The organism is Burkholderia sp. AU4i (assembly GCF_000466765.1).
In the GTDB taxonomy this organism is placed as follows: domain Bacteria; phylum Pseudomonadota; class Gammaproteobacteria; order Burkholderiales; family Burkholderiaceae; genus Burkholderia; species Burkholderia cepacia.
The window spans coordinates 30,559-43,827 of record NZ_ASSI01000138.1 but is presented as its reverse complement, the minus strand read 5'-3'; the positions used below and the strand labels follow the sequence as shown (position 1 = coordinate 43,827).

The window sequence follows — 13,269 nt, the reverse complement described above, 5'->3', positions numbered from 1 at the left end:
GTCCGGCAGGAAATATTGAGGTTCGGGGTCGTCGATGGAAGAATTGCTGCCGTATTACGAGCGCGAATTATCGTTTTTGCGGCGCTATTCGCGAGATTTCGCCGAACGTTATCCGAAGATCGCGGCGCGGCTCGCGCTGTCCGGCGAGCATTGCGAGGACCCTCACGTCGAGCGGATGATCGAGTCGTTCGCGCTGCTCGGCGCGCGCATCAACAAGAAGCTCGACGACGATTACCCCGAATTCACCGAAGCGCTGCTGGAAGTGCTCTATCCGCACTACCTGCGGCCGTTCCCGTCGTGCTCGATCGCGCAGTTCACGCCGGCCTCGCCCGGCCAGCAGACCGAGCCGGTCGTGATCGATCGCGGAACCGAGCTGAAGAGCCGCCCGATCCGCGGCGTGCAGTGCCGGTTCCGCACCGCCTATGACGTGACGCTCGCACCGATCCGCATCTCGGAAGCGCGCTACACGCCGGTCGCGCTCGCGCCGAGCGCGACGGTGCTGCCGTCGAACGCGACGGGCGTGATCTCGATCACGTTCGAGTCGCTCGCCGCGCAGCTCGATCTCGGTGCGCTGAAGCTGCCGACGCTGCGCGCGCACCTGCACGGCGAGCAGTCGTTCGTCGCCGCGCTGACCGACTGCCTGTTCGTCAACGTGCTCGGCGCGTATGTCGAGCCCGAACGCAACGGCCGCTGGACCGCGTTGCGCAAGCTGCCGATCGCGCACGCCGGCTTCGACGAGGACGACGCGCTGATCGACTACCCGGCGAAATCGCATCCCGCGTATCGCCTGCTCACCGAATACTTCGCGTTCCCCGACAAGTTCGATTTCGTCGATTTCGACATCGCGGCGATCGCGCGCGCGACGGGCCGCTGCCAGCGGGCGACGCTGCACCTCGTGCTGCAGGACGTGCGCAGCGATTCGCACGTCGCGCGGCTGCTCGAGCTGCTGACGGCGAGCCACTTCCGGCTGTTCTGCACGCCGATCGTCAACCTGTTCCGCCAGCACGGCGAGCCGATCCGCATCACGCACCGCGCGGTGTCCTACCCGGTGATCGCCGAGGCGCGGCGCGCGTTCGCGTACGAGGTGTACTCGATCGATTCGGTGAAGCTCGTCAGGCAGCAGGCGCACGAGGAATCGGTGATCGAATTCCGGCCGTTCTACTCGCTGCATCACGGCGAATCGGCGCGGATCGGCCATTACTGGTTCGCGCGCCGCAACGACTGGGTCGCGCAGAAGAGCCCCGGTTATGAAACCGAAATCTCGATCGTCGACATCGATTTCGAGCCGACGTCGCCGCAGACCGACACGCTGAGCCTCGATCTCACCTGCACGAACCGCGACCTGCCGGCCATGCTCGCGTTCGGGCTCGAAGGCGGCGACCTGTTCCAGGAAGGCGGCGCGCAGACGAGCGGCATCTCGATGCTGCGCCGCCCGACGCAGAGCGTGCGCTTCGAGCGCGGCCGCGCCGCGCACTGGCGGCTCGTGTCGCACCTCGCGCTCAATCACGTGTCGCTGGTCGCGCACGGCCTCGCGCCGCTGAAGGAAATGCTGACGCTGTACGACCTGCGGCGCACCGCCGTGTCGATGCGCCAGATCGACGGCCTCGCCGGCGTCGAGCAGCGCGGCGCCGTGCAGTGGCTGCCCGGCAAGCCGTTCGCGACCTTCGTGCGCGGCATCGAGATCCGCCTGACGATCGACGAGGAGCACTTCGTCGGCGCGAGCCTGGCCTCGTTCGTGCGCGTGCTCGACAGCTTCTTCGGGCTGTACGTCCACCTCAACAGTTTCGTTCAACTAGTCGTCGTGTCGAAGCGCACCGGCGAGGAGATCATCCGATGCAAGCCCCGGACCGGCGAATCGATCCTGGCGTAGTCGACGCACTGCTCGACGAACCGCACCGCTTCGAGTTCTTCCAGGCCGTGCGCGTGCTCGAAGGGCTGTTCGCGCGGCAGGCGTCGGATGCGCCCGGCGCGTGGCGGCAGGGCGACGTGGTCGCGCAGCGCATCGAATTCCGCAACACGCTGTCGCTCGGCTTTCCGCCGAGCGAGATCGAAGGCGCGCGCTCGTTCGACGGCGACGGCACGCAACTGAAGACGGACGAGCAGCGCGGCGCCGCGCTCGCGGCCGGCGAGCTCGGCCACGTCGAGCTGACGCCCGCGTTCTTCGGGCTGCTGGGCGGGCAGGGCGCGCTGCCGCTGCATTACACCGAGCAGATCATCGCGCGCGAGCACCTGAAGCGCGACCACGCGGCGCGCGCATTCTTCGACGTGTTCTCGAACCGCGCGACCGCGCTGTTCTATGCCGCGTGGAAGAAATACCGGCTGCCGTTCCATTACGAGCTCGATCGCGACGAACGTTATCTGCCGCTGCTGCTCGCGATCGCGGGCGTGCCGAGCGACGAAGTGCGCGACAGCCTCGCGGCCGGCGTGGGCGGCGTGCTCGACGAGGCCGTTGCCGGTTATGCGCTGGCCGCGCGGCACCGGCCGATGTCGGCCGCATACCTGCAGCGCACGCTGTCCGACTATTTCCGCGTGCCGGTGAAGATCGACCAGTTCGTCGGCAAGTGGTATGACGTGCCGCCCGACCAGCTGAGCGTGCTCGGCGAGGTCAACGCGGTGCTCGGCGCGACGGCGCTCGTCGGCGAACGCGTATGGCAGCGCGACATGCGCGCGCGGATCGTCGTCGGCCCGCTGTCCAAGCGCGACTACGAGGCGTTCCTGCCCGGCGGCGCGCAGGCCGTCGCACTGGAGCGGATGCTGACGCTGCTGGCCGGCGTCACGCTCGAATACGAGGTGAAGCTCGTGCTCAAGCGCACCGAGGTCGGTGCGAGCGTGCTCGGCGCCGGCTCGCGGCTCGGCTGGGACGCGTTCCTGTGCACGCGAGACGCGCTCGAGGATCGCTCCGACGCGCGCTACGAACTGCACGTGATTCACTGATTCCAAGGGTCTGTTTACATATGGAACGCGCATGCGAATGCCCGAAATCGCTCGTCCCCCAAGGGGACTTCCTAACGGGGCGCAGGCAAGAAGTGAGGAGCGCCGTTTGGCCGAGCCAAACGCCCCGCAGGAAGTCCCCTTGGGGGACAAGTGACGAGCGACGCCGCCATGCGGGCGATTTCGGGCATTCCCGTGATATGAATTTTTTGATTTGGGGTTGCCACGAGAACGGCCGCTCGCCGCGTTGCGCTCCTTGCGAATACGTCAGTATTCGCGGCGTCCCACGGGGACTTCCGTTGGTCGTCGCGCGCCTCGCGAGCGGCCGTTCTCGTGGCAACGCATGCGCGTTCCATATGTAAACAGACCCTAACAACAAACACGCAATCGAACCTGAGATCGACGCCATGAGCACGCCTCTGAAGACCCTGATCACGAAACTGAACCCGCTGTGCCGCCACGCGACCGAGCGTGCGGCGAGCGCGTGCCTGGCGCGCGGCCACTACGAAGTCGATCTGGAGCACCTGTTCCTCGCGTTGCTCGAGGAGCCGGCGGGCGACCTGCCGCTCGCGCTGCGCGCGAGCCGTGTCGATCCGCATGCGCTGCGCGCCGATCTGGAGCGCGAACTGACGCGCCTGAAGACCGGCAACACGCGCACGCCGGTGTTCTCCGTGCACCTGATCGCGCTGTTCGAGCAGGCGTGGCTGATCGCGTCGCTCGATTCGCAGCTCGGCCGCATCCGTTCCGGGCACCTGTTGCTCGCGCTGCTGACCGCGCCGGATCTCGCGCAGTTCGCGCAGCGGATGTCGTCGCAGTTCGCGGAAGTGAACGTGACGGACCTGAAGCACAAGTTCGACGAAATCATGGCCGGATCGAGCGAGGCCGAACCGCGCCAGGGCGATACGGAAGACGGCAGCCTTGCGCCGGCGGCCGACGGCGCGGCGCCCGCGGCGGGTCCGTCGAAGACGCCCGCGCTCGACACGTACACGACCAACCTCACGCAGCGCGCACGCGACGGCAAGATCGACCCGGTGATCGGCCGCGAAGCCGAGATCCGCCAGGCGATCGACATCCTGATGCGTCGCCGCCAGAACAACCCGATCATGACCGGCGAGGCCGGCGTCGGCAAAACGGCGGTCGTCGAGGGCCTCGCGCTGCGCATCGCGGCCGACGACGTGCCGCCGCCGTTGCGCGGCGTCGCGCTGCACGTGCTCGACATGGGGCTGCTGCAGGCCGGCGCGAGCGTGAAGGGCGAGTTCGAGAATCGCCTGAAGAGCGTGATCGACGAGGTGAAGAAGAGCGCGCACCCGATCATCCTGTTCATCGACGAGGCGCACACGATCATCGGCGCGGGCGGCCAGGCCGGCCAGAACGATGCGGCGAACCTGCTGAAGCCGGCGCTCGCGCGCGGCGAGCTGCGCACGATCGCCGCGACGACGTGGAGCGAATACAAGAAGTACTTCGAGAAGGACGCGGCGCTTGCGCGGCGCTTCCAGGTCGTGAAGGTCGAGGAGCCGAGCGAGCCGCTCGCGGCCGCGATGCTGCGCGGGATGTCCGGCCTGATGGAAAAGCACTTCAACGTGCGGATCCTCGACGATGCGATCACCGAGGCCGTGCGTCTGTCGCACCGCTACATCAGCGGCCGCCAGCTGCCGGACAAGGCGATCAGCGTGCTCGACACCGCGTGCGCGAAGGTCGCGCTCGCGCACAGCGCGACGCCGGCGGCGATCGACGACACGAAGAAGCGCATCGAGCGGATCGACGCGGAAATCGCGTCGCTGGAGCGCGAGGCGGCGGGTGGCGCGGCGCACGACGAGCGGCTCGGCGAGCTGCGCGGCGCGCGCGACACGGCGCTCGAACAACTGGCGAAGGACGAAGCGCGTTATGAAGCCGAGCGCGTGATCGTCGCCGAGATCACCGAGCTGCGCGATACGCTCGACAAGGCACGCGGCCCGTCGGAAGACGGCCAGCCGGTCGACATGCAGGCGACCCGCGACAAGCTCGCCGAGCGCGTCGCGGCGCTGCACGCGCTGCAGGGCGGCGAGCCGATGGTGCCGCTGCAGGTCGACGGCCATGTCGTCGCCGAGATCGTCGCCGCGTGGACGGGCATTCCGCTCGGCCGGATGGTGAAGGACGAGATCGACACCGTGCTGAACCTGCAGCCGCTGCTCACCGCGCGCGTGATCGGCCAGGATCATGCGCTCGACGCGATCGCGCAGCGCGTGCGCACCGCGACCGCGAACCTCGAGGATCCGAACAAGCCGCGCGGCGTGTTCATGTTCGTCGGGCCGTCGGGTGTCGGCAAGACCGAGACGGCACTCGCGCTGGCCGACATCCTGTACGGCGGCGAGCGCAAGATGGTCACGATCAACATGAGCGAGTACCAGGAAGCGCACAGCGTATCGGGCCTGAAGGGCTCGCCGCCGGGCTACGTCGGCTACGGTGAAGGCGGCGTGCTGACCGAGGCGGTGCGCCGCAACCCGTATTCGGTCGTGCTGCTCGACGAAGTCGAGAAGGCGCACCCCGACGTGCTCGAGATGTTCTTCCAGGTGTTCGACAAGGGCGCGATGGACGATGCGGAAGGGCGCGAGATCGACTTCCGCAACACGCTGATCATCCTGACGTCGAACGTCGGTTCCGCCGCGGTGATGCAGGCGTGCCTGAACAAGCCGGCCGAGGAACTGCCCGATCCGGATGCCCTTGCCGAGACGCTGCGCCCGCAGCTGTACAAGACGTTCAAACCCGCGTTCCTCGGGCGGATGAAGGTCGTGCCGTACTACCCGATTTCCGACGACGTGCTGGCCGAGATCATCGAGCTGAAGCTCGAGCGGATCCGCCGCCGGATCGAGGCGAACCACAAGGCGGCGTTCGAATGGGACGAGTCGCTTGTCGACGCGGTGCTCGCGCGCTGCACCGAAGTCGATTCGGGCGCCCGCAACGTCGACCATATCCTGAACGGCACGCTGCTGCCGGAGATCGCGGGCCACGTGCTCGGCCGGATCGCCGACGGCGCGGCCATCGCGCGCATCGCGGTGCGCGCGGACGAGGCCGGCGAATTCACGTACACCGTCGAATGAGCGCGGCCGCGCATCACCCAGCATTGATGAACTGAAACCATGCCGATCAATCTCCCCGAGCTGCTGACGCCGATCAGCGATGCGTCGCCCAGCGGCGACGACCTGCTGTTTTCGAACGAATTCGACGCGATCCAGGACGCGCGGCGCTACGACGATCCGACGCTCGACCAGGGCGAATGGGTGACCGAGATCAAGGAGGCCGACTGGGGCTTCGTCGTCGATCACGCGGGCGAGCTGCTGCGCACGCGCACGAAGGACCTGCGGCTCGCCGTGTGGCTGACCGAGGCGCTCGCGCTCGAGGACGGCATCACCGGCCTCACCGAAGGTTATGCGCTGCTCGAGGGCCTGTGCCGCGACTTCTGGGACACCTTCCACCCGCTGCCCGAAGACGACGACATCGAGCACCGGCTCGGCAACGTCGCGTGGCTGTCCGGCCGCACGGCCGAGCTGCTGCGCGCGGTGCCGTTGACGGACGGCGCGTCGAACGCGTTCAGCACGCTCGACTGGGAAGTGGCGCAGCACGTCGCGCAGGCCATCAAGCGTGACCCCGAACACGCGGACGACATCGCACGCGGCAAGCCGTCGATCGAGCAGATCGATTCGTCGCGGCGCGTGACGTCGATCGCGTTCTACACGGCGCTGCTCGCGAACCTGAAGGCATTCGAATTTGCGCTCGATGCGTTCGAGGAGCGGCTCGTCGAGCGCGCGGGCGATTCGGCGCCGAGCTTCCGGCAGGCGCGCGACGCGTTCGAGACCGTGTACCGGCTCGCCGAGCGCTTTGCGCGCGAGCAGGGTTATACGGGCAGCGCGCCGCACACACAGTCGGCACCGCAGGCGCAACCCGAGCGCATCGAGCCGGTGTTCGGCAATCCGATTCAGACCGAGGAGACTCACGTGCAGCCGCAGCCCGTTCCGCGCGCCCCGGTGACGCAGATGATCGCCGGCATCCAGAACCGTGCGCAGGCCGTCGACCAGCTGCGCGCGGTCGCCCGCTATTTCCGCCAGACCGAGCCGCACAGCCCGGTCGCGTATCTCGCCGACAAGGCGGCCGAATGGGCCGACATGCCGCTGCACAAGTGGCTCGAGAGCGTCGTGAAGGACGACGGCTCGCTGTCGCATATTCGCGAACTGCTGGGCGTGAGGCCGGACGAGCAGTCGTAAACGCGAAACGGGCGGCGCATCGCTGCCGCCGCCCGTCGCCTGCCGGGCCGCTTCGCACGAAGCGGCCCGTGACACCCCTCTACGCTTACTGCCCCACCCGGAACTCGATCCGTCGGTTCCGCGCGCGCCCGTCCGCCGTATCGTTCGGCGCGATCGGCTGATCCGGCCCGACACCCGTCGTCGTCATCTGCTGCGGCGGGATGCTCTTCGTGATCAGGTAACCCTTCACCGCATCCGCGCGCGCCTGGCTGAGCGCGATGTTCGATGTGCGGTTCCCCGAGTTGTCGGTGTGGCCGATGATGTCGACCGTGCGGTTCTGCATCTTCGCGAGCGCGGCCGCCATCTGGTCGAGGATCAGCTTGCCCTGCGGTGTGAGCGTCGCGCTGCCCGTCTCGAACTCGATCGTCCGGTTCGCGAGCGTCTGGTCGAGCACGCCCTGTTCGGATGCCGATACGCGCAGCCCGTTCCTGATCGTATACGTCGGGTTCAGCGTGTTCGCCATGTCGCTCGCGAGCTGCTGGCGCTGCGCTTCGTTGTGCACCTCGCCCTTCATCTCGATCTGCGTGCCGTTGATCTTCAGCTGCCCCTTGCTGATCTGCTTGAGCTGCGCGCCGAGCAGCTTCTGCACGTTCGCGCTCCAGTTCGGCGGCGTTGCGACGTCGCCGACCTCGATCTGGTCGACGACGTTCGTCGCGCCGTAGGTGTCGCGCAGCTTCTGCAGCACGGCGGCCTTGGTCGCCTCGTCGGGCACCTTGCCGCCGACGACCACCTGGCCGGGTGTCGCGGCCGCGGGCGGCGGCGTGATGGTGCTCGCGGTGCCGGCCGTGCCGTGCACGACGGCGCCTGACGCCGTCCCCGGTGCGGCACCGGGGTTCGCGGGCAGCGCGGTCGTCGCGACCGTGCCGGTGCCGACCGGCGTGACCGTCGCGCCCGTGTTCTGCGCGAAGGCCGTGCCGCTGCCGATGAGCAGGCCGGAGGCGAGGAGGGCGGCGAGGACGTGATTCATGCGATGCATCCCGTCAGCCTCCGATGAACGCTTCACGGAACGCGTCGATGGCGACGCGCAGCGAGAGTTGCGGTTGTTCGAGGTAGCTGACGAGCTTGCTGATCTGGTGATCGTTTTGCGCATGGGCGTCGATCCACTCGGGATCGTCGATGTCGATGTTGTGGGCGGCGTAGGTCTGTGGGTCGACGACGCTCAGCAGCGTCTTGGCCGACGCGCCGTTGAAGCCGATGATGAGCCGTTCGCGTTCGGCGATCGTGCCGATGAAGATCGCGAGCTCGAAATCGGCCTGCGCGACGAACGGCGCGATCAGTTCGAGCCAGAACGCGGCGACGAGGCTGCGGTAGAACGGATCGACCGGCAGCGGCAGCGTGAGGCCGCGCTCGATGTGCGACGAACCGCTCTGCATCACCGGCCGCAGCAGCGAGCCGAGCGCGAGCATCGCGCCGCGCAGCCGCACGGGATGACCGCTGTCGAGCAGCATCTCCTGGAGGCCGTACAGCGACTGGTGTTCGACGAAATCGTTGAAGGTGCCGTCATGCGACGTGCCGGGGCCGCCGACGTCGATCGGCACCTGCGTGTCGCCGAGCGCCTGCAGCGCGCCGGGCGGCTCGTCCTTGCCGAGCAGCGGCGGGATCTGCGTGGCGACGCGCGACCACAGCCGCGCGAACGCCAGCGGGCTGCGCGCGAGGAACGCGAGCGGCCGGTCGACCTCGAGCGCCGTTGCGCCGAGGAACGGGAAGCGGCGCATCGACACGTCGTGGCTCGCGACCATGTGGCCCGCGATCGCGAGCTTGCTGCGCGAGCCGAGGAACGCGAAATGCATCGGCTTCGCATCCTCGTAGACGAGCTTCCAGCGCGGATCTTCCGCGAGCAGTTCGAGCGCCTGCGCGATCCAGCGATCGAGCGTCTGCAGCAACTGCGGATTGTGCGGGCTCTTCACGAAGTCGCCGCGCGACGGAATCTTGCCGAAGTAGGCGATTTGCGCCTGTACGGTTTGCGTCATTGCGCCCCCTGTGCATTCGTTGCGTTGGCGGCCGCGACGGCCGGCGCTGCGGCCGGCGTACCCGTGCCGGACTGGGTCGCGTTCTGCGCGGCGCCCGCGCTCGCGTCGGCGACCGACGACGGCAGCTGCAGGCCGCGCAGGCTCTGCTGCTGCGGCTGGTCGCTGCCCCCGCCGCCGGACGGTTGCGACGTGCTGATGATACGCATCGTCACCGACACGTTCACGCTGCCCTGCGCCCACGTCAGGTCGAAGGTGCCGTCCGGACGGCGCTTGCGTTGCGCCGAGTTGATTAGCTTCTCGAGGCCGTAGCGGCCCGGCTCGTTGACGAGCTGCACCGTGCGGCCGTCGAAGGTCGTCGCGGACAGCGTCGCGCCCGGCGAGCCCTGCGGGTTCGGCCACACGAAGTTGGTCCACTGCGGCGGCGTGTTGCGGTAGCGCAGTTGCTGGCCGTCGATCGCGATCGTGTATTCCGTCGTGCCCGTGCTCGGCTGCGGCAGGATCTGGAACACCGTCTGCGGCTCGGACGACGCGGCCGCGCCGCCTGCCGCACCGCCCGCGAGCGGCGCGACCCAGCGCGCGAAGCCGTTCGTGAAGTCCGGCGTGAGGCCGATGCCCATGTCGCCCCACGTGCGGGCGGCGAGGGTGTCGCCGCGGCGCACCGCGAGCGGCCCGAGCGTCGTGCCGACGAACTTCGCGATCGAGCCGTCCGGACCGAACACCTGCGCGATTTCACCGGCGCCGGCCTCGACCTTCGCGCTCGCCGCGAACGGGTACTTCGTCGCGAGCGAGTTCTGGAACGGCTGGTAGACCTGCGCGTTCCACACCTTGTTGACTTCGGCGCTGGCCGGCTGGATCACGACCGCGAACGCCTGCATCAGCGGCCGCACGAGCAGCGGACGCAGCGACTTGCGTTGCGAATCGGTGAGGCCGGTCAGCATCTGTTCGTCGACGAGCTTCAGCGAATCGGCGAGTTCCGAACCGTTGCCGTCGAGCGTCTGCTGCATCAGCTGGCGCGCGCCCGGGCCCGGGTCGCCCTGGTTCTTGATCACGTTGAAGCGCGTGCGGACCTTCGACAGCGACTCCATGTAGCCCTTGAGCATCGACGTGCCGTCATGCACCGCGACGATCCGCGCGAGCCCGATGAATTCCTGGCCGATCGGACCCATCGGCACCTCGGCCGGATTGCCGTTGATGTCGATGTTGGCGGCCGCCACCTGGCCGGCCGGCGAGTGCGAGAACAGTTGCTTGACCCAGTTCACGACACCCGTCTGCGCCTTCTTGATCGTCACGTTCGCGAGCGACGGGTTGTCCCACGACGTCTGGTCGTACGCGGTCTCGAGGATCTTGCGGATCGGCGAATCCTGCGGGTCGCCGAGGCGGTTCATCCCGTCGACGGCCTGGCCGAAGCTGCTGAAGCCCTGCACGGCGATGCCCTGCATGAACTTCTGCCAGTGCTGCGCATACTCGGTCTTGTACATGCCGACGAGCGTCTTCTGGATCTGCTCGGGGCTGCCCTCGAGCGTCAGGTCGTCCTGCGTCGACGTGTTCAGCACCCAGTCCTTCGCCTGCAGTTCCTTGGTTGCCGCGTCGCGGATCGCCGGCTGCACGTAGTCGAACCACGCTTCGCGCGTGAACGTGCCCGGAATCGCGTAGCTGCCTGCCACGAGCCCCTGGTTGCCGTCGCCGACGATGCGCGCGATGGTCATCGGCGCGAAGCGGGTCGACGCGCGTGCCTTGATTTCCTCGTACACGCGCTGGCGGGCCGGCATGCCGCGCACGACGCGGCGCAGGTTCTCGCGGGTCTGGTCGACGAGCGCGAGGTTCGCGTCGATCATCGGCCAGTCGTCGTCGTTCACGCGCGACAGGTAGAACGAGATCATGCGCTCCGCGCTCTTGATCATCTCGTCGCGCGGCATGTTGCCGCGATTCGTCTCGAGCCAGCCGCGCCAGAAGCGGGCGAGCTGGTCGGTCAGGTGCGCCTGTTCGACGTGACGCTTGTCGGACAGCATCAGGTACGTCTTGAGCGCGTTGTACGCGTCCTGCACGTTGGTCGGCGACGCGTCGCTGTAGAGGCCGCCCTGCGGAGCGGCCGGCTGTTGCGCTGCGGCCGGCGCGGTGCCGGACGCGGCCAGTGCGGCACCGGCCTGCGGCGCGGCGCCTGCCGCGTTCGTCGAGACCGGAATCGCGCCACCCTGCACGGCGCCCGATTCGGGCGGGCGCGTCATCGGCACGAGCTGCTCGGGGTGCGCGTTCACGTCCTTCATGAACGACGCGAGATTCTGCGACACGGGGGCCAGCAGGATCTGGCGCACGCCGTTGTAGTACTCGGTCAGCAGGTGCTGCTCGAGACGGTCGCCCTGGTACAGGCCGAGCGACACCGAGACCGGCTTGTCGCGGCGGAACTGCTCGAGCTGCTCGATCCGGTCCTCGAGGATGTCCATCGCCTGCAGGCGCGACTGCAGGTCGTTGCGGCCCTGCTGCAGGCGCGTGACGTTGTCGAGGTCGGCCTGCACGTTCGCGACGAGCTGCTGGTTGCCGATCGTCGACCAGGTCCAGCCGCCCAGCGCGAGCGCGAGCGCCGCGACGAAACCGAAGAAGGTCGCGTAGCGCAACCGGGTCTTGGTCGGGCTCGCGAACTGCCGCACCGTCTGGCGGTCCGCGAAGATCACCTTCGAGAACAGGTCGCGCAGGAAGAAGCCGTTCTTCGAGAACGCGCTGTGCGGCTTCGGCAGCGCGCTGCCGTCGAGGCCGAAGCGCTGCGCGATGCGCTGCGCGGCCGCGCTGTTGGTTTCGCCTTCCTGCAATGCGCTGGTGAAGTAGAAGCCGCGGAAGATCGGCTTGTACTGGAACGGGTTGTTCTCGAACAGCGTCGCGAGGAACGCGCGCAGCGACGGCTTGATCGTCGAGAATTCGAGCGGGAAGCTCAGCTGGCCCGGCGACAGCTGGTTGCCGCGCGACAGCGACAGCTGCGCGACGCTGATTTCCTTCAGCCCTTCGTACAGTTCCTCGAAGTGCGTGTCGAACTGCGCGACCACGTCGCGCTTGTCGTCGGGTTCGTAGGGCAGGGTGGCGCCCCACACGCGGTCGTACTCGTGCTTGTCGCTGCTGCTGAAGAATTCGGTGAAGCCGGTGATCAGGTCGGCCTTCGTGAACATCACGTAGACCGGTGCGAACACCTCGAGCTTCTCCGTCAGCTCCTGAACGCGCTGGCGGAGGTTTTTCGCGAGGTTGATCGCGAATTCGGGGCGGTTGCCGGTGAGTTCGGCGATGCTCGCGGTGACGATGATGCCGTTGATCGGCGCCTTCGGGCGATAGCGCTTGAGCAGGCCGAGGAAGCCGAGCCATTCGCTGCGATCTTCCTCGTGCACCGAATAACGGCCGGCCGTGTCGAGCAGGATCCCTTCGGTCGTGAAGAACCAGTCGCAGTTACGCGTACCGCCGATGCCGTGGATCACCGCGCTGTTCTTGTCCGCGAACGGGAACTGCAGGCCGGAATTGAGCACGGCGCTGCTCTTGCCCGCGGCCGGGTTGCCGATGACGATGTACCACGGCAGTTCGTACAGCGCGGAGCCGCCCGACACCTGGCCGATCTTCGACGTCTTGATCGTCTTCACCGCGTCCGACAGCCGCGTGCGCAGCACGTCGAGATCGGCCGTCTTCGCGTCGGGGGCGAGCGCGGCGGCGGCGGGCGCGGCGATCTTGCCGGTTTCCGCCTGCTCTTCCAGCACCTGGCCGAGCTGCTGGTTCGCGCGCTTCACGCGCCAGCGGCGCCACAGCGCGACGACGAGCCACAGCGCGAGGATCGCCGCGAACGCGATCGCCGCCCACAGGAGCGGCAGCTGGAGCATGTCGGCGACGATGAAGAGGATGGCCGCTAGCGCGACGATCCCGACGATCGAGAGCGTACGCGGATGAGTCAGCACGTTGAGGATGCGTTGCATAGGACGTTCAGGTTCCGGTGCGATTCGGTGAGGCGACGCAGGCGCGTCGAGCGGCAAGGGTGGCGCCGCGATGTGTCGCCATGCTGTCAAACGGGATGAAGGGGGCTGGCATCAATGCGCCCGCGGCATCGGAGAAGGCGCGCGCATTAA

At 67.9% G+C, this 13,269-nt stretch carries 7 protein-coding genes; 4 read left to right on the top strand and 3 right to left on the bottom strand.

Annotation, left to right across the window (positions count from 1 at the left end):
• Window positions 1-34: 34 nt before the first annotated feature.
• The 4 genes from tssF to tssA all read left to right on the top strand — a co-directional run bounded on the left by tssF (window position 35) and on the right by tssA (window position 7,169).
• The gene (gene tssF / locus L810_RS28995; protein ID WP_021161817.1) at window positions 35-1,870 is read left to right on the top strand and encodes a type VI secretion system baseplate subunit TssF; all 1,836 of its coding nucleotides are present in this window, start codon (window positions 35-37) and stop codon (window positions 1,868-1,870) included.
• Window positions 1,834-2,934: a type VI secretion system baseplate subunit TssG gene (tssG, locus tag L810_RS28990; protein ID WP_021161816.1), complete on the top strand. Its 1,101-nt coding sequence runs from the start codon at window positions 1,834-1,836 to the stop codon at window positions 2,932-2,934. Before tssF ends, tssG begins: the two co-directional genes overlap by 37 nt.
• A gap of 404 nt (window positions 2,935-3,338) precedes the next feature.
• Window positions 3,339-6,008, top strand: coding sequence for a type VI secretion system ATPase TssH (tssH, locus tag L810_RS28985; protein WP_021161814.1), 2,670 nt, complete (start codon window positions 3,339-3,341; stop codon window positions 6,006-6,008).
• Between the two features lie 39 nt (window positions 6,009-6,047).
• The gene (tssA, locus tag L810_RS28980) at window positions 6,048-7,169 is read left to right on the top strand and encodes a type VI secretion system protein TssA (RefSeq protein WP_021161813.1); all 1,122 of its coding nucleotides are present in this window, start codon (window positions 6,048-6,050) and stop codon (window positions 7,167-7,169) included.
• Window positions 7,170-7,254: 85 nt separating this feature from the next.
• On the opposite strand, the gene L810_RS28975 is transcribed toward tssA, so the two are convergent.
• From L810_RS28975 to tssM, 3 genes are read right to left on the bottom strand one after another with little or no spacing between them, the layout of a single operon-like run.
• Entirely contained in the window at window positions 7,255-8,184 is a 930-nt protein-coding gene (locus L810_RS28975; protein ID WP_021161812.1) for an OmpA family protein, read from the bottom strand.
• 4 nt (window positions 8,185-8,188) lie between these two features.
• A complete protein-coding gene (gene tagF, locus L810_RS28970) occupies window positions 8,189-9,178 on the bottom strand; it encodes a type VI secretion system-associated protein TagF (protein ID WP_021161811.1) in 990 nt (329 codons plus the stop codon).
• Window positions 9,175-13,119 (bottom strand): type VI secretion system membrane subunit TssM, encoded by a 3,945-nt coding sequence (gene tssM, locus L810_RS28965; RefSeq protein WP_021161810.1) that lies wholly within the window; start codon window positions 13,117-13,119, stop codon window positions 9,175-9,177. The genes tagF and tssM overlap by 4 nt, the downstream gene beginning before the upstream one ends.
• Window positions 13,120-13,269: the final 150 nt, after the last annotated feature.

Excerpts from the sequence above, each read along its gene's own strand:
- tssF (WP_021161817.1), top strand. The coding sequence starts at position 35 with ATGGAAGAATTGCTGCCGTATTACGAGCGCGAATTATCGTTTTTGCGG.
- tssG (WP_021161816.1), top strand. The coding sequence starts at position 1,834 with ATGCAAGCCCCGGACCGGCGAATCGATCCTGGCGTAGTCGACGCACTG.
- tssH (WP_021161814.1), top strand. The coding sequence starts at position 3,339 with ATGAGCACGCCTCTGAAGACCCTGATCACGAAACTGAACCCGCTGTGC.
- tssA (WP_021161813.1), top strand. The coding sequence starts at position 6,048 with ATGCCGATCAATCTCCCCGAGCTGCTGACGCCGATCAGCGATGCGTCG.
- L810_RS28975 (WP_021161812.1), bottom strand. The coding sequence starts at position 8,184 with ATGCATCGCATGAATCACGTCCTCGCCGCCCTCCTCGCCTCCGGCCTG.
- tagF (WP_021161811.1), bottom strand. The coding sequence starts at position 9,178 with ATGACGCAAACCGTACAGGCGCAAATCGCCTACTTCGGCAAGATTCCG.
- tssM (WP_021161810.1), bottom strand. The coding sequence starts at position 13,119 with ATGCAACGCATCCTCAACGTGCTGACTCATCCGCGTACGCTCTCGATC.